This window comes from Roseateles sp. P5_E1 (assembly GCF_054049335.1).
On sequence record NZ_JBFUMN010000016.1, the window covers coordinates 43,633 to 64,788 of the forward strand.

The 21,156-nt window shown below is 67.9% G+C and carries 16 protein-coding genes; 5 read left to right on the top strand and 11 right to left on the bottom strand.

Annotation, left to right across the window (positions count from 1 at the left end; translation table 11 throughout):
- The first annotated feature begins 77 nt into the window (after positions 1-77).
- Positions 78-1,733: a phosphoglucomutase (alpha-D-glucose-1,6-bisphosphate-dependent) gene (pgm, locus tag ACXJKJ_RS14955; protein WP_457390709.1), complete on the top strand. Its 1,656-nt coding sequence runs from the start codon at positions 78-80 to the stop codon at positions 1,731-1,733.
- Here the strand turns inward: pgm and ACXJKJ_RS14960 are convergent, their stop codons facing one another.
- Positions 1,734-2,534, bottom strand: a complete 801-nt coding sequence (locus ACXJKJ_RS14960) for a class II glutamine amidotransferase (RefSeq protein ID WP_056203912.1) — start codon at positions 2,532-2,534, stop codon at positions 1,734-1,736.
- A 169-nt stretch (positions 2,535-2,703) separates the two neighbouring features.
- On the opposite strand from ACXJKJ_RS14960, the gene ACXJKJ_RS14965 reads away from it, so the two are divergent.
- Positions 2,704-3,660: a tripartite tricarboxylate transporter substrate binding protein gene (locus ACXJKJ_RS14965; protein ID WP_056203908.1), complete on the top strand. Its 957-nt coding sequence runs from the start codon at positions 2,704-2,706 to the stop codon at positions 3,658-3,660.
- On the opposite strand, the gene ACXJKJ_RS14970 is transcribed toward ACXJKJ_RS14965, so the two are convergent.
- On the bottom strand, positions 3,657-4,244 hold the full coding sequence (locus ACXJKJ_RS14970; RefSeq protein WP_457390711.1) for a TetR/AcrR family transcriptional regulator: 588 nt from the start codon (positions 4,242-4,244) through the stop codon (positions 3,657-3,659). The genes ACXJKJ_RS14965 and ACXJKJ_RS14970 overlap by 4 nt on opposite strands.
- An 89-nt stretch (positions 4,245-4,333) precedes the next feature.
- Here ACXJKJ_RS14970 and ACXJKJ_RS14975 point away from each other — a divergent pair, with 89 nt between their 5' ends.
- The gene (locus ACXJKJ_RS14975) at positions 4,334-5,332 is read left to right on the top strand and encodes a saccharopine dehydrogenase NADP-binding domain-containing protein (protein WP_457390713.1); all 999 of its coding nucleotides are present in this window, start codon (positions 4,334-4,336) and stop codon (positions 5,330-5,332) included.
- Here the strand turns inward: ACXJKJ_RS14975 and ACXJKJ_RS14980 are convergent.
- From ACXJKJ_RS14980 to ACXJKJ_RS15010, 7 genes are all read right to left on the bottom strand, one after another.
- Complete coding sequence (locus tag ACXJKJ_RS14980; protein ID WP_457390715.1) at positions 5,304-6,338, bottom strand: glycoside hydrolase family 5 protein; 1,035 nt, start codon at positions 6,336-6,338, stop codon at positions 5,304-5,306. The two genes, ACXJKJ_RS14975 and ACXJKJ_RS14980, sit on opposite strands and share 29 nt — an antisense overlap.
- Positions 6,339-6,341: 3 nt before the next feature.
- On the bottom strand, positions 6,342-7,478 hold the full coding sequence (locus ACXJKJ_RS14985) for a glycoside hydrolase family 5 protein (RefSeq protein ID WP_457390716.1): 1,137 nt from the start codon (positions 7,476-7,478) through the stop codon (positions 6,342-6,344).
- Positions 7,479-7,482: 4 nt separating this feature from the next.
- Complete coding sequence (locus ACXJKJ_RS14990; protein WP_457390718.1) at positions 7,483-8,781, bottom strand: AGE family epimerase/isomerase; 1,299 nt, start codon at positions 8,779-8,781, stop codon at positions 7,483-7,485.
- Positions 8,778-10,847, bottom strand: a complete 2,070-nt coding sequence (locus tag ACXJKJ_RS14995; protein WP_457390719.1) for a GDSL-type esterase/lipase family protein — start codon at positions 10,845-10,847, stop codon at positions 8,778-8,780. Before ACXJKJ_RS14995 ends, ACXJKJ_RS14990 begins: the two co-directional genes overlap by 4 nt.
- 85 nt (positions 10,848-10,932) lie before the next feature.
- Positions 10,933-11,811, bottom strand: a complete 879-nt coding sequence (locus tag ACXJKJ_RS15000) for a carbohydrate ABC transporter permease (RefSeq protein WP_056203891.1) — start codon at positions 11,809-11,811, stop codon at positions 10,933-10,935.
- The gene (locus ACXJKJ_RS15005; protein WP_457390722.1) at positions 11,808-12,692 is read right to left on the bottom strand and encodes a carbohydrate ABC transporter permease; all 885 of its coding nucleotides are present in this window, start codon (positions 12,690-12,692) and stop codon (positions 11,808-11,810) included. Before ACXJKJ_RS15005 ends, ACXJKJ_RS15000 begins: the two co-directional genes overlap by 4 nt.
- Positions 12,689-13,921, bottom strand: coding sequence for an extracellular solute-binding protein (locus ACXJKJ_RS15010; RefSeq protein WP_457390724.1), 1,233 nt, complete (start codon positions 13,919-13,921; stop codon positions 12,689-12,691). Before ACXJKJ_RS15010 ends, ACXJKJ_RS15005 begins: the two co-directional genes overlap by 4 nt.
- Positions 13,922-14,238: 317 nt before the next feature.
- Between ACXJKJ_RS15010 and ACXJKJ_RS15015 the strand changes: the two genes are divergently transcribed.
- Entirely contained in the window at positions 14,239-16,737 is a 2,499-nt protein-coding gene (locus ACXJKJ_RS15015; RefSeq protein ID WP_457390725.1) for a glycosyl hydrolase 2 galactose-binding domain-containing protein, read from the top strand.
- 158 nt (positions 16,738-16,895) lie between these two features.
- Entirely contained in the window at positions 16,896-19,976 is a 3,081-nt protein-coding gene (locus ACXJKJ_RS15020) for a TonB-dependent receptor (protein ID WP_056203880.1), read from the top strand.
- 105 nt (positions 19,977-20,081) lie between these two features.
- Here ACXJKJ_RS15020 and msrA read toward each other — a convergent pair whose 3' ends face one another.
- Both msrA and ACXJKJ_RS15030 read right to left on the bottom strand, forming a co-directional pair.
- Positions 20,082-20,777, bottom strand: coding sequence for a peptide-methionine (S)-S-oxide reductase MsrA (msrA, locus tag ACXJKJ_RS15025; RefSeq protein WP_457390727.1), 696 nt, complete (start codon positions 20,775-20,777; stop codon positions 20,082-20,084).
- An 84-nt stretch (positions 20,778-20,861) separates the two neighbouring features.
- Positions 20,862-21,149, bottom strand: coding sequence for a hypothetical protein (locus ACXJKJ_RS15030; protein ID WP_457390729.1), 288 nt, complete (start codon positions 21,147-21,149; stop codon positions 20,862-20,864).
- Positions 21,150-21,156: the final 7 nt, after the last annotated feature.

Sequence of the window (21,156 nt, forward strand, 5' to 3'; positions counted from 1 at the left end):
TGTGTGCCGATGTCCGGCACCGTGGTCGCGCCATGCTGGCAGTATGGTCTCACCGAAGAACGGGAGAGCCCCGAACGATGAGTGCTGAACGCCACCCCCTTGCCGGCAAGCCCGCGCCACCCGATGTCCTCATCGACGTCGAGGCGTTGCGCGAAGCCTATTTTTCGCGCCAGCCCGACCCGAGCTGCGCCGAACAGCAGGTCAGCTTCGGCACCTCGGGCCACCGCGGCTCGGCTCTGGATGGCTCGTTCAACGAATGGCATGTGCTGGCCATCACGCAGGCCATTTGCGACCACAGGAAGCAGAGCGACATCGCGGGCCCGCTCTTTCTGGGCGCCGACACGCATGCGCTGTCCGAGCCCGCTGTGCTCAGCGCACTGGAGGTGCTGGTGGCCAATGGCGTGGACGTGATGCTGGCGCCGGCGGGCCAGTTCACGCCGACACCGGCCGTGTCGCTGGCTATCCTTGAATACAACCGCGGCCGCGAAGGCTGGCAGCGCGCCGACGGCATCGTCGTGACGCCCTCGCACAACCCGCCGCGAGATGGCGGCTTCAAATACAACCCACCGCATGGCGGGCCGGCGGGCAGCGACGTCACGGCGGGCATCCAGGCGGCTGCCAACGAGTATCTGAAGCATTCGCTTGAAGGCGTCCTGCGCAAGGACGCCGAGCGGGCGCTCACCACGTCGGCCTGCCATGAGTACGACTTCCTCGGCAGCTATGTGGCGGCGCTGGGGCAGGTCATTGATTTCGACCTGATCCGCGCGGCCGGCCTGCAACTGGGCGTGGACCCGCTGGGTGGCGCGGGTGTGGCCTACTGGCCCGCGATCGCCGAGCACTACCGCCTGCCACTGACGGTTGTCAGCAACGAGGTGGATCCGCGGTTCGCCTTCATGACGCTGGACTGGGACGGCCAGATCCGCATGGACCCGTCATCGCCCTGGGCCATGCAAAGGCTGACGAGCCTGCGCGATCGCTTCGACGTGGCCTTTGCCTGCGACACCGACCATGACCGCCATGGCATCGTCACCCGCAGTGCCGGTCTGATGCCGCCCAATCACTACCTCAGCGTCGCCGTGGACTATCTGTTCCGCCACCGGCCCGGCTGGCGCGCGAACGCGGCCGTCGGCAAGACCGTCGTCACGACGGCGCTGATCGACCGCATTGCGCGGCGCCTGGGCTGCCCGCTGTTCGAGGCGCCCGTCGGCTTCAAATGGTTTGCGCCCGGCCTGGCTGAAGGCAGCCTGGGCCTGGGCTGCGAGGAGAGTGCGGGCGCATCAATGCTGCGCCGTGATGGCCGCGTGTGGACGACCGACAAGGACGGCATCGCCGCCGCGCTGCTGGCGGCCGAGATCACGGCGCGCACCGGCAGCGACCCGGGGGTGTATTACCAGGGCCTGACGGCGGCCCTCGGCACACCGCACGCCGACCGCGTCGAAGGCCCGGCCACGCGCGAGCAGAAGGCCAGGCTGGCCGCGCTGACGGTTGCGAACGTCCAGGCGACGACACTGGCAGGCGAGCCCATCACTGCGGTGCTGAGCAGTGCGCCGGGCAACGGCGCGGCGATCGGTGGCATCAAGGTGTGCACGGCCAGTGGCTGGTTCGCCGCGCGGCCGTCGGGCACCGAGGACATCTACAAGGTCTATGCGGAGAGCTTCCGCGACGAGGCGCATCTGCAGCTGCTGCTCCAGGAAGCGCGCGGCGTGGTAGACGAGGCGCTGGCTGCGCCTTGATCAGGCAGCCGCGAGTTCGGCCACGCCTTCGCTGACGAAGACGCAATCGCCGTCCTGGAACACACGCACTTCACCGGCTGTGAACGCCTGCCAGGCCTCGCCATGGGTCAGCGGCTCCGTGGAGACCAGCGCCATGCGGTCAGCCGGGTTGTTGACGGTGGCCAAGTCCACGCTCAGGTCGCCATCGCGCAAGGAGACGTGGCCGAAGGGCGGGCGGCGCTGCAGCCAGTGCAGCTTGGTGGACGCATGCGCCAGCATGGCGCGGCCATCGGTCAGCAGCAGGTTGAAGCGGCCGTGCTCGGCGATCTCGTGGATCCAGGGCGTCAGCGTTTCGGCCAGTTGCTGCCAGTCGGGCGGCTGGTTGCCAAAGCGCTGCTGGAGCTTCTGCATCAACCAGCAGAAGGCTCGTTCGCTGTCGGTCTGGCCGGCCGGCGTGAAGCTCCCGTCCAGCTGGGGGTGAAAGTCCTTCAGGTCGCCGTTGTGCGCGAAGACCCAGGTGCGACCTGCCCAGTCGCGGCGAAAGGGGTGGCAGTTCTCCAGGGTGCGGGCGCCCTGGGTGGCCTTGCGGATGTGGGCGAGGATGTTGCGTGCCTGCACCGGGTGGTGGCCGAAATGACGCGCCAGTTCGGATTCGGCCGCCGGGCTGTCCTCAACGGTGACTTCGCAGCGCTCGCCGTCGTGGAAGGCCACGCCCCAGCCGTCGACATGGTCTGCGGTGCGCCCGCCGCGGGCGGCGAAGCCGCTGAGGGAGAAGGTGGCGGCGGCCGGCTGGCGGCTGTTGAGGGCGAAAAGCTCACACATCGGTGGTGGCGGAAGCTGTCGGTACGGGTGGCAACGCTGCAAGTCTGCAGGCCGATGACACAAAACCCAACAAAGCTTTTGTCATGAGCTCATGCCTGTGCGGGTTCTCACGTTTCGCGGGCGCGCCGCAGGGCGTTAGGCTGGGCTGTACCACCTTCAGGAGACGCCCGTGCCGAAGTGCCTTGTTCCCGTCGCAGCTCTGCTGCTTGCACTGACCGCAAATGCCCAGGAAACGGCCTGGCCGTCCAAGCCCCTGCACTTCGTCGTGCCCTTTGGCCCCGGCGGCGCCAACGACATCGTGGCGCGCACGGTGGCCGAAGCCACGGCCAAGCAGCTGGGGCAGCCGATCATCATCGAGAACAAGCCCGGTGCCGGCTCCATGATCGGCGCGGCCTATGTGGCCAAGGCCGCGCCGGACGGCTACACCTTCCTGACGCCGGCGGCCGGTGTCATCACCAATGCGCTGATCAAGACACGCATGCCCTATGCCGAGAACGACCTCGTGCCCGTCGTCATGATGGCCGTCAGCCCCTCGGTCGTCGTCGTGCCGGGCGACTCGGCCATCAAGGATCTGAAGGGCCTGATCGCGGCGTCCAGGAAAGGCCAGGGGCTGAACTTCGCGACGGCCGGCACCGGCAGCACGCCGCATTTCGTGGCCGAGATGCTCAAGCTCAAGGCCGGCGCCAAGCTGCAGATCGTGCCCTTCAAGAGCGGCTCCGAAGGCATGGCGGCCGTTGTCGGCAACCAGGTCGATGCGACCTCCGAGGCCAGCCCCGTCGTGCTGTCGATGGTGAAGGCCGGCAAGCTCAAGGCCATCGCCTCGACGTGGAACCGTCGCATCGCGGCTTTGCCCGACCTGGCCACCGCCCAGGAGCAGGGCTTCAACGACGTTTTCATTGGCCATTGGTCGGGCGTGTTCGCGCCCAAGGGCACGCCCGAGGCCATCCTCGACAAACTCAATGCGGCCGTGAATGCGGCGCTGAAGACGAGCGAGCTGCGCGCCAAGCTCATCCCGCTGGCCATCGACCCGACGGGCGGCAGCCGCGAGGACTTCCGCAAGTTCCTGGTGGCTGAGAAAGCCCGCCTGGCACCAGTGGCCAAGGCGGCGCAGATGAAGGAAGACTAGCGGTCGGCTTCGACGAGGGCGCGCATCGCGGCCAGCAGCACATCCGTCGCTTCATCCGGCGTCAGCAGTTCGGCGCTGACGAAGGCGCCATTGACGAGCAAGGCCAGCTGAGCGGCGAGTGCCTTCGGCGCGCGTGCCTTCAGGCGTTGGGCGATGACTGTGAGGCGTGACCGCAGCGCCTGCATGTGCGCGCGCGCCACGCCGCGAGCCGGGTGATCCTGCTCGGCGAACTCGGCCGCCACATTGATCTGCGGGCAGCCCCGGTAGTTGGCGCGGCCCAGGCGCTCGCCGATCCAGCGCATGTGCGCTTCCAGCTCGGCCTTCGCGTCGCTCGCGTTCTCCGCGGCGACCCGGTCCCAGGTCGCCCAGAAGTCCACATCCTCGCGCTCCAGGAAGGCCACGATGAGGTCGTCCTTGGTGCGGAAGTGGCGGTACAGGCTGCTCTTGGCCACGCCGGCCTGCTCGATGACCAGATCGATGCCGACCGCGCGAACGCCGTTCTTGTAGAACAGCTCGGACGCCACGCCCAGCAGTCGCTCGCGGACGTTCTGGGCTTCGGGGGCAGTTTCAGCAGGCATGTTCATCACGGCGGTCGATTCGGTGTTGACACGATACAGACCATTCTGTATCGTTCAAAGAACAGACAGGTCTGTCTCGTTTCAAAAGGATGATCATGAGCAAGGATTTGGGCAAGAAGGCGATCGCGGTCTACGGTGCCGGCGGGCACACCGGGCGATTCGTCGTCAACGAGGCGCTGAGGCGTGGCTTGAAGGTTGTGGCGATCGGGCGGGATGCGTCGCGACTGCCGGCTGGCGTGGAGGCGCGGGTCGCGACCATTGACGACGCGGCCGCGCTGGACGCGGCACTGCAGGGCTGCGGCGTGGTCATCAACTGCGCCGGGCCGTTTCTCGACACGGCGGCGCCGGTCATCGAGGCCGCCCTGCGCGCTGGCTGCGGCTATATCGACGTGACCGCCGAGCAGGCCAGCGCTGAAGCCGTCTTCGAGAACTTCGATGCCCGGGCTCGCGTGGCTGGCGTCGCCATCATTCCGGCGGCGGGCTTTTACGGCGGGCTGGCTGACCTGCTGGCGACGGCGCTGATGGGCGACGGCGCCGTGCACGACCTGGCCATCGCCATCGCGCTGGACCACTGGTGGCCCACCGAGGGCACCCGCAAGACCGGTGAGCGCAACCAGGTGCCGCGCGTTGTGCTGCAAGGCGGCCAGATCGTGCGCATGCCGACGCCCGCGGCGCAGCGCGATTGGGCGTTCAGCGCTGAGCACGGTGAGCAGACCATGGTCGAGCTGCCCTTCAGCGAGGTCATCACCATCGCCCGCCACCTGCGCGTGCAGAACCTGCGCTCGTGGCTGACATCGTCGTCGCTTCAGGAGATCCGCGACACCGCCACACCGCCACCCGAGGCCGCCGACGCGCAGGGGCGTTCAGCGCAGCGCTTCGAGATGGTCGTCCAAGCCGGCGAAGGGGCGAGCGCGAGAAAGGCCATCGCCCATGGCCAGGACATCTATGCGGTGTCGGCGCCGCTGGTGGTGGAGGCGGCCGAGCGCATGCTGCAGCCATCCTTCGAGCGCAGCGGTGCGCTGGCCCTGGGTGAAGCCTTCGACGCCAAGGACTTCCTTCAGTCGCTCAGGGACGTTGAACTGCAATTGGGCTGAGGAAAGGCGCCAGCCAGCGCATCTGCGGCTTGTCGAGGCCGTCGGCGGTGGGTTCCAGCGACAAGAAGTAGTCGCCCCAGGTCGGGCCGCCGGCCCACCACAGCCAGCCGTCCCAGACGTCGGCATTGGCCTGCAGATGCTTGAGCGCGCCGGTCACGGCCTGCTCGCAGACGGCATTGGCGCCGCCGCCCAGCTCACCCAGGATGGCGCGGCGCTTGTTCTTGCGCAGCCATTCGGTGAAGCGCTTGAGCCGCTCCGCGCCGATCTCGGGGCTGACGCATTCGGGGCTGGTGCCGGAGCCGTCCTTGTCGAAGTACTGGTGCACTTCGAAGACCATGCGGTCCAGCGGGTCGCTCACCTTGCCCATGACCTCGGCGTTGGGCGTGCCGTACCACTTGGACTCGAACCAGCTCCAGGCACCGGTGTAGCCGTTGCCGGGCACGGTGATGAGGTTGGTCGCGCCGGTCTTGCGGATGGCATCGATGGCGGCCTGGGCGGCCTGGCCCCAGGTCTCGGTCGGCATGTTGCGCGGCTCATTGACGAGGCCGAACTGCACTTTCGGGTTGTCCTTGAACTGCAGGGCCAGGCGCCGCCAGAAGTCGGCAAACGCGGCGATGGGCACCTCGGGCTTGCCGACATGCACCTCCTTGTAGGCCGCGTAGTTGTGCGGGTCCAGCAGCACATGCAGGCCGCGGGCGGTCGTGCCGTCGACGAACTCGCGCAGGCGAGCGAGTTCCGTCGGGTCGAACTCGCCGTTCAACACCGGCTGCAGGCGCTCCCAGCGGAAGGCGATGCGCATCAGATTCATGCCCTTGGCCTGGAAGTAGGCCGTGCTGGCGACGCTGGGATAGACGAAGTCCTTGCCATAGATGCCGGGGAAGGGCAGCTTCTCGCCCCACTCGGCGCTGGACAGGCTGATGCCGCGCCAGGGCAGCAGTTCGGCCGCGCAGACGCCCTGGACGAGGGACGCCAGCAGGCAGGTGGTGGCGAGGTGTCGCAGCTTCATGGATCAGTCCTTCGTCAGGGTGGTGCCGTACAGCGCCTGGACCAGGTCGGTCCGCCAGGCATGGGCTTGCGGGTCATAGAGGCCGAAGCCCGAGGCCAGTTCCCAGTACATCCAGGGCAGTTGGCGGGCGGCCATCTCGGCGCGCATCGCCTTCAGGTAGCGCACCCGGGCGCCGAGTGCCGCGCGGCTGTAGGCGCCGAACTCGCCGACCACCACGGGGTAGCCCAGGCGCTTGCCTTCGTTGGCGGCCAGGTCCAGGCCTTCGCGGATCTTGGCCAGCTGGGTGGCGTCACAGCAATCCACGCCCACGGGCGGTGAGGGGCTGACCCATTCCGCACCCTGATGGGTGAAGGTGAATGGCTCGTAATGGTGGACGGTGAGCAGCAGGTTGGCGTCGGCCGGCAGCTGCAGCTTGGACAGCGCCCAGGGACTGTTCCACTGCACCGGGCCGATCATGACGATGCGGTTCGGGTTGCTGGCGCGCACCACGCGCAGGGCGCGCGAGGCCAGGGTGTTCCAGTCGGCCTCGAGCTTGTTGTGCGGCTCGTTGTAGAGCTCGAACACCAGGCCCGGCCCGGCATTGGCGAAGCGCTCAGCGATCTGGCGCCACATGGCCAGGAAGCGCAACTGCACCACGTCCGCCGCGACGCTGGCTTCGCCCGCCTCGACGGCATCGCCATCGAGCTGGTGGTAGTGGTGCATGTTCAGCACGACGGTGACATTGCGCGCGAGCAGCTTGGTGACGATGCCTTCGACGCGGGTCATGAAGGCCGCGTCGATGGTGGCTGCGGCATCCAGGCTGGCGTGGTTGCTCCAGCGCACCGGCAGGCGCACCGCCTGGCTGTAAGACGGGCTGGCGCTCGGGCCGACGAGCTGGATGAATTCGTCTTCGACCTTCAGCCCCCAGGCGCCTTCGCTGGGCGCTTCCAGCATGCTGCCGAAGTTGATGCCGCCGCCCAGCGCCGCGGCGGCGGTGCGGGCCTGTGCCGAGGCGCCGGGCGGTGTCCCGGACGGCGTGGTCGGGTAGGCGGCCCAGGGGTCTGTGGGCGTGGGCGGTGCCGGCTCGGCGGCGGCACCACCACCTCCGCCACCGCAGGCAGCAAGCAGCGCGATCAGCAGGGCAGTGGCAAGGCGGCCCATGGCGTCAGCCCCGCGCCGGCGGTTGCACGCCGAGCGCGGCCAGCACGTCCTGGCAGGCACCCATGGTGTGGTAATCGGTCTTGCCGGCGGGACTTTTCTCGTCGGTGACTTTGCTGTTGTCGGGCGCGAGGATGCGATACCAGGCGCCGTGCTCGTGGTCGACGAAGTGCTGCCAGGCATAGGCCCAGAGCCGGTCGTACCAGGCCCAGTACGCGTCGTCGCCGGTGCGTACGGCCAGCCAGGCGGCGGCGGCAAGGCTTTCGGCCTGGACCCAGAAGTATTTGTCGGCGTCGCACACCTTCATGTCGGGCGCCGGGCCGCTCCCAAGGCCGGCGTGTCCCCCTCGGGGGGACGACTGCGTACCCGCAGGCGGGGGGCGCCATGATTCGTCCGGCGCGAAGCCATAGACGAGGCCACCGTGAACGCCGTCCCAGCCGCGCTGCATGGCGGTGTCGAAGAAGTGGCGCGCCGTCGGCACCAGCCAGCCGGGTGCCGCTGCGCCCAGACGACGATCCAGCATCAGCAGCAGCTTGGCCCACTCGGTGAGGTGGCCGGTCTGGAAGCCCCAGGGCCGGAAGATGTTGGTCTTGTCGTCGCGGTTGTAGTCCCAGTCGGGTGTCCAGTCGGTGTTGTAGTGCTCCCAGACGAGGCCGCCCGCGAGCGCCGCCTGGCGTTGGGCGATGGACGTGGCCAGGGTCAGCGCACGGTCGAGGTAGCGAGATTCGCCGGTGGCGGCGTGAGCGGCCAGCATGGCTTCGCAGGCGTGCATGTTGGCGTTCTGGCCGCGGTAGGGACCGATGCCCCAGTCCGGCGTCGCCTCGTCGGCGTAGAGGCCGTGGGCGGGTTCCCAGAAGTGCTGCTCCATCAGTTCGAAGGTGGCGGCGATGCCTTCGCGCGCGCCGGGCACGCCGGCTTCTGTGGCGTGCGAGTTGGCCAACAGCACGAAGGCCAGGCCGTAGCAATGGTTGGCGCCGTCGAGCACCGTGGCGCGGCCGTGTTGCCAGTCCAGCACCCAGGCATAGCCCCCTTGCGGCTGAGCATGGACCTGGTTGACGAAGGCCAGTGCGTGCGCGACGTCGTGAACAGGTCCGCCAAACCAGCGCCAGGCCAGCGCGTGGTTGAAGACGAAGCGCGTGCTGCTGACGAGGTGGCGSGTGCGSCGGTCGTAGATCGTGCCGTCGTCCTTGAAGAACTGGAAGCAGCCGCCGGTTTCGTCGCGCGCACGCGGCGCGTAGAAGTCCAGCGTGTGGCGCATGTGCGCCCACAACGCTGCGGGCTGGCGCATGTCGGGAACTGGGATCATTTCAGCACCTCGTCTTTCAGGAAACGGGTCAACTCGTCGGCCATCAAGGCATGCACGTCGATGCGCGGATGGGCCCAGGAGAAGGCCTCGAAGCGGTAGGACCAGACCTTGGCGTCGCCTTCCGCGCGCAGCGTCTGCATGGCGCCCAGCACGGCACGCGGGATGGCGGGTTGTTCGCGTGGCGCCGACATGCCGCCCATCAGCAGCACGATCTTGGCTTGCGGGTAGCGCGCGCGCAGGCCGCGTACGAAGGCGAGATAGCGCGGGCCGAAGTCAGCGGCGATGGTCTGGCCCTTCGAAGCCGGGAAGCCATGGTCGTTCTGGCCGAGGTTGAGCAGCACGACGTCGGGGGCGCGTGCTTCGGGCGGCGCGACCGGTGCGTCCAGCCGCGGTGCATAGCGGTTCCAGACCTCGGGCATCAGCAACTGGTCCCAGGTCGCCGTGATGCCGATGCCGCTGACGGCAATGCCGACGTAGTCCGCGCCCAGCCTGGCAGCCGTCACCGCGCCATAGGCTCGCGTGCCGTCGTGGCTGGACATGTCGGCGTACTGGTCTTCGCCGATGTCGCCATTGCATGCGCCTGCGGTGATGGAGTCGCCATAGAACTCGAACTTGAGCGGGCGCAGTGGCGGAGGGTCGAGCAGCCTGCCGCCTTCGGCCAGACGCAGACCCAGGAAGAGGCTTTCAGCCTGCGAAGCCTCGGTGCGCTTGACGAGGCGCAGCTCGTGTTCTCCGGTCGTCAAGGGCAGCCGCCAGTCGGCCGGCCCGTCGCTGCGCAGTGCCAGTGCGTGGCGGCGGCCGTCGACCTCGACGGTGAAATGGTTGATACCGCCGCGCGACGGTGCCAGGCGCAGCGTGAGCTGGTCGCCGGTGAAGCGGGCGCGCAGCTCGCTGCCGCTCCACGCCAGCAGCTTGCCGCCGGGCGCGCTGCCGATGCGGCCGATCCAGCGCAGCTTGGGATCGTCCGCGGCTATCAGGCCTGGCTTGCTTGACGGCGCCTCGCGCACGAAATCGCTCGGGTGGAGTTCGGGCGGGAAGATGCCGGCCGACATGACGGCCAGCAGGCTCGCCGGGCGGCCGCTGCCGGTCCATTCGTCCTTCTTCACGCGCACGTGCAGCAGGTGGGCGCCGGGCTCCAGCTCGCGACCGACGACGGCGTAGTGCCAGCCGAGGTAGCCCTTGCGTTCCGGCACCTGGCCGCGGAGCGTGACGACAGGCCCGTCGTCCACCCAGGCTTCGAGGTTGCGGTAGTGCTCGCTTTCGGCGTGGAAGACCGCGACCTCGCGTCCCCAGACGAGAAAATGAGCCTCGGCATCGTCGACCTTGCTGACCCAGCCGGGCTGCTGGCCGGTCCACTCGGGATGCACCTCGCCGCCACGCTCGAAGCCATGCACCTGGTAGGGCTTGAGGGTCTCGCCGGCCAGCATCCGCGTGAACTCGTGAGCGCGCCCGTAGACGGGCTCGGGCGGCGGCGCGGGCGCGGCGACCGGCCCGCGGGCGGCTGCCCGCAGTGTCTCGGCCAGCGCAAGCGCGATGCGCTGATGGCCGGTGGCGTTCGGGTGGACGGGCTCGTCGTAGAGAGCCGCCCAGCGGTCTTCGCCGGCATCGACGCGGGCCTGCATCCAGCGGCCGAAGTCCAGCGCGGCGAGGCCGTAGTGAGCGGCCAGCTTCAGCTGCGCATCGACCGCGTCGCGCGCCTGGTTGCCCTGCTGCGTCAGGCCGAGCACGACGACCGCGGGCGGCTTCTTGGAAGTCAACAGTCGGCGCAGGATGGCTTCATAGCTGCTGCCGCGCACGGCCGGATCCAGCCACTGGTCGTTGACGCCGAACTCGACGATGACCAGGTCGGGCGACTTGTCCAGCACCTGCGTCTGCAGCCGCTGCACACCGGCGGCCGAGTCGGTGCCGCTGACGCCGGCGTTGACCAGCTTGGCCTTCGGTCCCAGCGATCTGGCGAGTAGTGCGGCCCAGCCTCGTTCACGCGGCGGCTGGGCGGCGTAGCCGGTCGTGATGGAGCCGCCGATCGTCGCGAGCGTGATGGTCTCGCCGGCCTGAAGCCGTTGCATGACACCTTGCAGTCGAGCGTCGGCTTGTCCGGCCGCCGGCAGCATCAGAGACAAAGACAACGCAAATCCTTTCAGCAAATTCATGTCAGCCTTTGGTAGCGCCCGCTTGCAGCCCGGCGACGAACTGCTTCTGGAAAACCAGGAAGAGCACGACGGCCGGCAGCGAGGCGAGCAGCGACCCCGCCATCAACACGGCGGCCGATTGCGGGTTGAAGCTCAGGTCGCCCGCCATCTTGCCGAGTTGCAGCGGCAGGGTCAGCGTGGCCGCGTCGTTGACGACGAGCAGCGGCCACAGGAAGTTGTTCCACTCGCCCACCGCCACCGGGATGGCAATCGCCGCCAGAGCTGGCCGCAGCATGGGCAGCACGACGCTCCACCAGATGCGCAGCGTGCCGGCGCCGTCCAGGGTCGCGGCGCTGATGAGTTCGTCGGGCACGCTCAGCATGGCCTGGCGGAAGTAGAAGACGACGAAGGCTTTCGCCAGGCCCGGCACCAGCAGGGCGGCGTACGTGTTGATCCAGCCCAGCTGCGCCACAGTGACGAAGTTGGGCACGATGGTGACTTCCCACGGCAGCATCATCGACACCAGCAGCGCGCGGAACAGCCAGCGGCTGCCGGGGAAGGGCCGCTTGGTCAGCACGAAGGCGACGAGGGACGCGGCCAGCAGGCTGACGACCGTGACGACGATGGTGACGAGCAGGCTGTTGGCATAAAAGCGCAGGAAGCCGTGGCCCTCGACCTGCACCTGCAGGATGCCGGCGAGCTTGGTCGGATCGGCCGTGGTACCGGCCCAGTCGGGGTTGAAGAAGTTGCGCGAGGTCGGCGCCTGCGGCAGCAGCGTGGGCGGCTGGCGCAGCAGCTCGGCCACGGTCTTGAAGGCGCCGGCGGCCATCCAGTAGTAGGGCAGCAGCATGGCGGGCACCAGCAGCCACAGCGGTGCCTGGAGGATGCGAGTCCACTTCATCGCCCGCCCTCCCGGCCGATCAGCTTGAGGTTCAGCCAGGTCAGGCCGAACAGCAGCGTCGTCAGCACCCAGGCGGCCGCCGAGGCCAGGCCGAGGTCGAGCTGGCGAAAGCCCCGGTCGAAGAGATAGGTCACCAGCATCAGCGCCGAGTCCAGCGGGCCGCCGAGCGTCTCGACCGCGCCGTAGAGCAGATAGGGCTCATAGAAGACCTGGAAGCTGGCGATCATGCCGGTCACGCTCACATAGACCAGCGTGGGGCGCAGGTTGGGCAGCGTGATGTGCAGCAGCTGCTGCCAGCGTGAGGCGCCATCCAGGCGCGCGGCCTGGTAGAGCTCTTCGGGGATGGCGCGCAGGCCGGCGACGAAGATGACGAGGTTGTAGCCGAGCACCGACCAGACGCCGACGAGGACGAGGACGGGCATCGTCCATTGCGGGTCGCCGAGGAAGCGCGCCGGCTCCAGGCCGACGGCCGCGCGGATGCTGTTGAAGAGGCCATAGGCCTCGGAGTTGGCCAGCCACTTCCAGGCCGAGATGGCGCCGACGCCGCCAGCGACGGCTGGCAGGAAGAAGGCCACGCGCACGCACTGGTGCAGCCGCGAGTTGCTGCCGAAGTTCAGCGCCAGCAGCAGGCCCAGCAGCACGGCGATGACCGACACCGAGGCCATGTAGGTGGCGGTGTTGCCCAGCGCCGTCCAGAAGCGTTCGTCAGCGAAGAGCTCGGCGTAGTTGCGCAGGCCGATCCAGTTGGGGGCGTCGGTGGCGTGGTAGTCCGTGAAGCTCAGCCAGGCCGAGCGCAGCACGGGCCAGACGCCGAACAGGCCGAACAGGGCGAAGAAGGGCGCGACGAGCAACATGTCACGGCCATGGCGGCGCCAGATCATGGCTGCGCTCCCAATGCGGCCAGTGCACGGTTCATGACATCGGCAGCGCGGCTCAGCTCCACCTGCGGGTCGCCGCCGGCCAGCACGACGCGCTGCACGGCGCGGGTGACGATGTAGTCCTGGCGCATCCATGCGGGGCAGGGCGGCGGGCCCTCGGCGTCGGCGAGCTGGGTCAGCAGGGCCTCGCGGTGGGGCAGGGGCAGGGTGGCGATCTGATCCTGCCGGCCGGAGGGCAGCCACATGCCGCCGTAGGCCAATGCGGCCTCGGCCATGCGGCGCGTGACCTCGGGCTGGTAGACGGTGCGCATGAAGTCCAATGCCAGCTCGCGATTGGGCGAGAAGCGTGTGATGGCCAGCACCGTGCCGCCCAGCACTGCGGTGCGCTTGCCCGTCGGGCCGATGGGCAGCGGCGCGGCGGCCCACCGCCCGACCAGGCCCTTGTGCACCATGTCCATGCGCGACAGCAGCCAGGTGCCGGACTGCATCAACCCGTAGGCGCCGCTTTCCAGGCCGYCGTCGGCGTCGGGCCAGCCATCGGTGGGTGCCTGCAGCTCGCGGTACAGGCGCGCGTAATAGGTCAGCGCGCGCACGGCCTCGGGGCTGTCGATGACGGCGTGTGCGCAGTTGGCGTCGTAGACCGCCCCGCCGGCCTGGCGCAGGTAGGGGTAGAAGCCCAGCCAGCTGGTATTGCCCCATTGCTGTGCAAAGCCGTGTCCCTGGGCGCGTTGCGTGCGGGCGACACGGATGAAGCTTTCCCAGTCTCCGGGTGCCTCGGCAGCCAAGTCGCTGCGGTAGTACTGCAGCTGCACATGCATGTCGAAGGGGGCGCCGTAGAGGCGGCCGTCCGGGCGGCGGATGGCGCGCAGCGCGCCGGGGTTGGCGTGCTGTTCGAGCTGGCGGGCGAGGTCGGGCGCAGCCTGGTTCAGGTCGACCAGCGCGCCCTTGGCGCCGAGCGCGATCGCGTAGGAGGTGCTGCCGGTGACGAGATCAGGCCCACGCCGGCTGGCCAGTGCCGCGGAGTACTTGGTCATCGCGTCAGCCCAGGGCACGTCGCGCACTTCCACGGCGACATCCGGATGGACGGCGCGGAAGGCGGCGACGGCCGGCTGCATGACCTGGGGCGTCTTGTCGTCGCCCACCATCCAGATGACCAGGCGGGCAGCGTGGGCGAGTGGCGCGCCGGCTGCGAGACCGAGAACCAGCGCCGCCTGGGTGAGCAGGGCTTTCATTGCGGGGGAAGCGCGTGGCCGGCTTGGCCACCTTGTCTCGTTGTTGTTTACTAAACGAACGGGATTATGTGCGGCAGTTGAGCGGCTGTGTTGACTGTCTCTTCCAGAAAACATCAGGAATATCCCCGAGTGCTAGCGTTGTCGTAGAGAAACAGAATGCGCAACAGAACAATGTTTAGCTTTGCTTGTGGCGAAGCAGGAGACAAGCCGCGGCCGCGTTGAGGCGCGGCGCAGAGGCTGAACGGCGAAGCGTGCCGTTCGGCTCGGGGTCTCCCGCCGCGGGCTGGTGTGCAACGCAACCGCAACGACTCCGACACGTGAGCCCTGAACGACTGATCGATCTGCACGACGGCTGGCTGCTGGCCGAGGCGCCCGAGGGCCTTGGCGGGCCGGCGCTGTCGGCTCTGCCCGCCGATGCCTGGCTGCCGGCCACTGTGCCCGGCACGGCCCATGGCGCGTTGCTGGCGGCCGGGCGCATTCCCGATCCCTTCTACGGCATGAACGAGGCCGAGGTGCGCTGGGTCGGCGAGCGCCGCTGGGCCTGGCGGCTGGGCTTCGAGGCCGGCGCGCTGGCCGACCACGAGGACCTGGTCTTCGAGGGTCTGGACACCTATTGCAGCGTCTGGCTCAACGGCGAGAAGCTGCTGGCATCGGACAACATGTTCGTGCCGCGCCGGGTCGACGTGCGCCGCCGCCTGCAGCCTGGGCGCAACGAACTGCTGCTGTGCTTCGAGCCGCCGCTGGGCCGTGCCCGCGAGGTGGAGGCCGTGCATGGCAAGCGTCAGCTTTGGAACGGCGACAGCGCCCGTCTGCATGCCCGCAAGGCGCAGTACCACTTTGGCTGGGACTGGGGTCCCGAGCTCCTCGTCAGCGGCCCTTGGCGCGCGGTGCGCCGGCACAGCTGGTCGGCGCGCCTGGACGATCTGCACTGCCGCAGCGAGGTTGACGTGGCCGGGCGGCGCGCGACGCTGCAGGTCTCGGCGCGGCCCGCCGGTGCCGCCGGCTTGCGCTGCGCCTTCGAGCTGCTGGACGCCGACGGCCGCAGCGTGGCCCGCCAGGTCGTGCCAGCCGATGCAGCGTGTGCGACGCTGAATGTCAGCGAGGCCCAGCTCTGGTGGCCCCGCGGCCTGGGCGGGCAACCGCTGTACACGCTGGTGGCCCACTTGCTGGACGGCGATCAGGTCGTGGCGCAGGACAGCCGCCGCATCGGCCTGCGCACGCTGCGCCTCGTGCAGGCCTCCGTGGAAGGCGAGGCGGGCAGCAGCTTCCATTTCGAGGTCAACGGCCAGGCCTTCTTTGCCGGTGGCGCGAACTGGATTCCCGACGACAACCTGCTGGAGCGCATCACGCCGGCGCGCTACCGCGAGCGCGTGGCCCAGGCGGCGGCGGCCAACATGAACATGCTGCGCGTCTGGGGCGGCGGCATCTATGAGCACGAGGCTTTCTATGAGGCCTGCGACGAGCTSGGCCTGCTGGTCTGGCAGGACTTCATGTTCGCCTGTGGTCTCTACCCCGCCAACGCCGACTACCTCGCCAGCGTGCGTGCGGAGGCTGAGAGCGCCGTGAAGCGTCTGCGCCACCACGCCTGCATGGCGCTCTGGTGCGGCAACAACGAGGACTACATGCTGGCCGAGTCCGTCGGCCTGGCCGGCCCGGGCGTGCCGGCCGAACGCTTCGAGGCGCGGGCGATCTACGAGGGCCTGCTGCCCGAGATCTGCGCGGCACTGGACCCGGACACCACCTACTGGCCGGGCAGCCCTTTCACCCCAGGCGACGGCGCCAAGTCCTCCGACGCGACCGTGGGCGACCGCCACAGCTGGGAGGTCTGGCACCAGCAGATGCTGCCCTACCAACGCTATGGCGACGTGCAGGCGCGCTTCGTCAGCGAATTCGGCATGCAGTCGCATCCCTCGCTGGCCTTGTTCGAATCGGTGCTGCCCAAAGCCGAGCGCTTCCCCGAGAGCCGCACGGTGCAGTGGCACAACAAGGCCGGCTCGGCGGCGGGGCCGGACGGGCATCGGCGCCTGTCGGTCTATCTGGCCGACAACCTGCGCGTGGGCGGCACGCTGGCGGATCACGTCTACGCGACGCAGTTCGTGCAGGCCGAGGCCATGCGGGTGGCCTACCAGGACTTCCGCCGCCGCTGGCAGCGGCCCGGCGCGCGCGCCGTGGGCGGTGCCCTGGTCTGGCAGCTCAACGATTGCTGGCCTGTGACGAGCTGGGCTCTCATCGACTCATCGGGCACCGTCAAGCCGGCCTGGCATGCCGTGCGCCGCGCCCTGGCGCCGCTGGCCGTAGCCGTGCGGCTGGAGGCAGGGCAGGCGCGGCTGTCCGTCATGAACGGCGAGGCTCAGGCCTGTGAACTGGCGTTGCAGCTGCGCCTGTTCGCGATGGATGGACGCCAGCTCGCCAGCACCCGCGTCTTGCAAGCGGTTCCAGCGTCGACCAGCGTCGAGACGACCCAGCCTCTGCCGGGCTTTGACGAGCCGGTCGTCGCCGAGTTGTGCGCCTTCGATGCGGACGGCCACGAGCTCGCGCGGGATTGCGCCTGGACCGAACCCTTCAAGTTCTACCGCCTGGCCGGCGCGCGCATCGCCATCCAGGCCGAGGGCCAGGCCTTGCGGCTGAGCTGCGATCGACCGGTCAAAGGCCTTTGGCTCCAGCACCCGGGCCTGGATCTGGCGGACAACTTCATCGATCTGGTGCCTGGCGCCGAGCGCCTCGTTGGCTCGAGGATAGCGCTACCAGAATCCCTGGAAACCGTGGCACTTGAGCTGCCAGCACAGCACATCCATCTGCGGAGAAAGGAGGGTTGAATGCAGGAGCCATGCGTATATCCCCTATCCCTAGTAGTCCGGATGTCCGATTGTTTGGACATTGTTAGCGTTACCAAATACCTGCGGCATAGAAACCAGCAGGACCGGCACGAGGCCCGCAAGGGCTGAGTGTTTCCCACCGAAGAGGAGCAAAGAGGATGAGACATTTCAAGAGGACAACGCTGTCCCTGGCGGCCGTACAGGCGCTGGTTTGGGCAGCCACACCGGCGCTGGCGCAGAACACGCCCGCGCCAGCTCCGGCGGCAGCACCCGCGGCTGACAAGGCGCCTCAGGCCCTGGAGACCGTCATTGTTTCTGGGCGCCGCGCCGCGCTTGCGTCGGCGCAGAAACTCAAACAGGAATCAGACGAGATCGTCGACTCGGTCGTCGCCGACGAGATCGGCAAGCTGCCCGACCGCTCGGTGTCCGAGGTGCTGCAGCGCATCGTCGGGGCCACGATGTCGCGGGTGTCGTCGTCCAACGACCCGGTGCACTTCTCGGTCGAAGGGTCGGGCGTCAACATCCGCGGCCTGACCTATGTCAGCTCAACGCTGAACGGCCGCGAGACCTTCAGCGCCAACCAGGGCCGCACGCTGGGCTTCGAGGACGTGCCGCCCGAGCTGATGGCCGGCGTGGACGTCTACAAGAATCCCTCGGCCGAGCAGATCGAGGGCGCCATCGGCGGCCTGGTGAACCTGCGCACGGCCCTGCCCTTCGACTTTCCCGGCTTCAAGGGCTCGATTTCGCTCGACGTCTCGCGCAACAGCCTGGCCAAGAAGAACAAGCCCAGCGTCTCGGGCCTGCTGTCCAACACCTGGAACACCGACGCGGGCAAGTTCGGCGCGCTGATCGACGTGGCGCATTCGCTCAGTTCCAACCGCACGGACGGCCTGGTGCTGGACCCGTTCTACAAGGCCACGCCGACCAGCCCGACCTGGTTCTCCCGCGACATGTCGTGGAAGCAGCAGTTCTACGACCGCACGCGCGACGGCATCTACGGCGCGCTGCAATGGAAGAAGGACGACGTCGAGTCCTCGCTGACCTTCTTCCGTTCCAAGTTCAAGTTCAACTGGAACGAGAACAACGTCAGCGCCCAGGTCGACCCCTACAACGTCGAGGTGCTGGACGGCACCTACGACGCCAACGGCGTGATGACCAAGGGCGTGCTGACCGGCAAGAAGGACGCCAACGGCAACTACACCGGCATCGAGGTCGAGAACCAGACGCGCTACTCCAAGCGCAACTCGCAGACCGATGAACTGGCCTGGAAGATTTCCGGCAAGGTCAACGAGCAGCTGACGCTGACGTCGGACTTCCAGTACATCCGCTCCAAGACCAACAACTTCGACTCCACGGTAGGCACCGCTGTGGCCCTGCCCAAGGAGACCGTGGACTACACCGGCTCGATGCCGCGCCTGGTGTTCGACGCCAGTGACATGGCCGTCCTCAACGACCCCAGCAAGTACTACTGGGCGATGATGATGGACCACCTGGACAAGGGCAAGGGCACGCAAAAAGCCTGGAAGGGTGATGCGCGCTGGGTCTTCCACGACAACAAGATCCTCAACGACCTGCGCGTGGGCGTGCGCATCGCCAAGCGCGACGCCGAGACCATCAACAGCAACCCGAGCTACAACTGGGCGACCATCACCCACGCCTGGCAGGTGGGCTGGAACATCGGCGACCTGGCCTACATCACCAAGGCGCCGGATATCCCCACCTACAAGAACAACTACGCCGACTTCATGGGCGGCGGCAAGGCCAACCTCCCGTCGCTGTATTTCCCGGCGGCTTCGGTGGCCTTCGACTGGCCCAACAGCTACAACAAGCTGCACCAGCTCTACCTGAACGAGTGCACGAACTTCAAGCCGGGCTGGGATGGTGCGGGCTGCCCGCAGCAGGCCAACAGCATCCAGGGCGGCGGCAAGTGGGCTCCTACTTCCTTCGGCACCGACCCGGCCGGCCGCAACACCCAGGCCGAGACCACCACGGCGGGGTATGCACAGCTGCGCTTTTCCTTCGATGAGGTGGGCCTGCCCATCGACGGCAACGTCGGCCTGCGCGCGGTCCACACCAAGAACCAGGCCGACGGCTACACCATCCTGACCACGCAGGCCGCGCCCCCCGGTGCGGTCGGCCTGGCCGTGCCGCAGCTGACGCCGTTCGCCAAGGAGCAGAACTTCAACCAGAGCTTCACGGACTACCTGCCCAGCCTGAACCTGAAGTGGAAGGCCACGGCGGACGGCGCGCTGCAGTTCCGCTTTGCTGCGTCCAAAGCCCTGGCGCGCCCGCAGTTCAGCCAGATGCAGGGTTTTCTGTCGATGTCGCAAACCATCGAGGTCGATGCGCAAAGCGTGCCGCCCAACGTCAAGAAGATCAACCTGACCGGCACGGCCAGCGGCAACCCCGAGCTCAAGCCCATCCGCTCCGACCAGGAGGACGTGACGGCCGAGTGGTACTTCGCGAAGAACGGCTCCGTGACTGCCGCCGTCTTCAACAAGAACCTCAAGGACATCATCGTCAACCAGGCCTTCAACCGCACGGTCAACGACGCCAACGGCAAGCCGGTCAACTTCGTGCTGAATGGCCCGGTCAACGGCGCCAAGGGTTATGCGCGGGGCTTCGAAGTGGCCTACCAGCAGTACTTCGAGGGGCTGCCCTCGCTGCTGCAGGGCATCGGCCTGCAGGCGAACTACACCTACGTGGACAGCAAGGTGAAGCGCTACAACGCGGTGTACACGGGCTATTGCTCGCCCGGTGCAGGCCAGGACAACCTGAACCTGTACATCAACGGTTGTGACACCGATGGTCGTTCCTTCGGCGACATGCCGCTGGACAACCTGTCGAAGAACACCTTCAACATCGCGCTGCTCTACGACCGTGGTCCGGTCTCTGCCCGCATTGCCTACAACTACCGCGGCAGATACCTCTACGGCGTGGCGCTGAACTCCGACAACACCGGCCCCAACCAGACCAATGCGCTGGACACCAACCCGGCGAGCGCCAACTTTGGTCAGCACAACCTGCCCGTGGGCCTGCCGCTATGGGCTGACGGCTATGGACAGGTCGACGCAGGTCTGCACCTGAAGATCGGCAACGATCTGTCCCTGGGTGTCGATGCCACCAACCTGACGAACAAGACATACAAGCAGATCATGCAGCAGCACATCGGCATGATCGGCCACAACTACTTCACGTCGGGCCGCGGCTATCGCGTCAGCATGCAGTACAGCTTCTGAGCTTGATGAAGGGCGGGCCGCCCGGCCCGCCCGCCACTCGCAAGACCCGGCACCGCGGTTGGCTCCGCGGTGCTTTTTTTATGCGCGTCGGCCACTGGGCCAGGATCAACGCGCCTGCTTCACCAGCATGGGCTCGCTTCTGAACCGTTCGCCGAAAAGCCGCTTCAGCGCCGCGATCTTGGGCAGGTCGTGGAACACGATGTAGGGGTCTCGCGGGTTGTCGACCAAGTAGTCCTGATGGAATTTCTCGGCGGGATAGAAGTTGCCCCTGTTCTCCACCTTGGTCACGATGGGCTTGCCGTAGAGCCCTGTCGCGTCCAATTGCGCGATGTAAGCCTGGGCCGTCTCGCGCTGCGCCGCGTCGGCGGGAAACAGGGCCGAGCGGTATTGGCGGCCGATGTCCGGTCCCTGGTGGTTCAGCTGCGTCGGGTTGTGTGCCACGGAGAAGAAGACCTGCAGCAAGGCGCCGTAGCTGACCTGCGATGGGTCGAACGTCACCTCGACCGCCTCTGCATGGCCGGTGCGGCCGCTGGTGACCTGCTTGTAGTTAGCCGTGCTCGCCGTGCCACCCGCGTAGCCGGAGACGGCCTGCTGTACGCCCTGCACATGCTGGAACACACCCTGTACGCCCCAGAAGCAACCACCGGCGAACACCGCGGTCTGCAGGCCGGTTGCCGTGGGTGCCGGATCCTGGGCCGGCGGCGGGATGCTCACCGACTCGCCGGCGGCAGCGCAGCCACCTGCCAGGCTGCCGAGCAGCAGCGCAGCGGTGAATCGGCGGCGGGACGGCAGTGAGGTCATGGCTTTCGATCCGAAGTGAAGCGGTTGGCTGGATGCGAAAGCGTAGGCCGACCCGGCGGGTTCAGGCAACCCGCCGTTCGGCCGTCACTTCCGGAACTTGCGGAGCAGGTCCTCGACGCAAGGCCCGTCGCTCCGACCTAAACGCCTCTTGCTGTCGTCCGGCGCGGCAGCCGTGGGTGGCGCTTCGTAGAGCGGGGCCAGTCCGTCGAGGCCGTCCGGGCGGTGCGGCGTGTTCTCGCACAGATAGTCGAACAGCCGCGAGTGGGCCGCCTGGAACGCCTCGGGCTGCTCCCGCTTCAACAGCGCCCCGAAGTACTCGCGGATCAGCGGGTGGGCGTCAATCGCGTCGGCCGAGACGGAGAGCAGTTCCACCTCACTC

Coding starts and splice junctions, on each gene's coding strand:
- pgm (WP_457390709.1), top strand. CDS start 78: ATGAGTGCTGAACGCCACCCCCTTGCCGGCAAGCCCGCGCCACCCGAT.
- ACXJKJ_RS14960 (WP_056203912.1), bottom strand. CDS start 2,534: ATGTGTGAGCTTTTCGCCCTCAACAGCCGCCAGCCGGCCGCCGCCACC.
- ACXJKJ_RS14970 (WP_457390711.1), bottom strand. CDS start 4,244: ATGAACATGCCTGCTGAAACTGCCCCCGAAGCCCAGAACGTCCGCGAG.
- ACXJKJ_RS14975 (WP_457390713.1), top strand. CDS start 4,334: ATGAGCAAGGATTTGGGCAAGAAGGCGATCGCGGTCTACGGTGCCGGC.
- ACXJKJ_RS14980 (WP_457390715.1), bottom strand. CDS start 6,338: ATGAAGCTGCGACACCTCGCCACCACCTGCCTGCTGGCGTCCCTCGTC.
- ACXJKJ_RS14985 (WP_457390716.1), bottom strand. CDS start 7,478: ATGGGCCGCCTTGCCACTGCCCTGCTGATCGCGCTGCTTGCTGCCTGC.
- ACXJKJ_RS14995 (WP_457390719.1), bottom strand. CDS start 10,847: ATGCAACGGCTTCAGGCCGGCGAGACCATCACGCTCGCGACGATCGGC.
- ACXJKJ_RS15000 (WP_056203891.1), bottom strand. CDS start 11,811: ATGAAGTGGACTCGCATCCTCCAGGCACCGCTGTGGCTGCTGGTGCCC.
- ACXJKJ_RS15005 (WP_457390722.1), bottom strand. CDS start 12,692: ATGATCTGGCGCCGCCATGGCCGTGACATGTTGCTCGTCGCGCCCTTC.
- ACXJKJ_RS15020 (WP_056203880.1), top strand. CDS start 16,896: ATGAGACATTTCAAGAGGACAACGCTGTCCCTGGCGGCCGTACAGGCG.
- msrA (WP_457390727.1), bottom strand. CDS start 20,777: ATGACCTCACTGCCGTCCCGCCGCCGATTCACCGCTGCGCTGCTGCTC.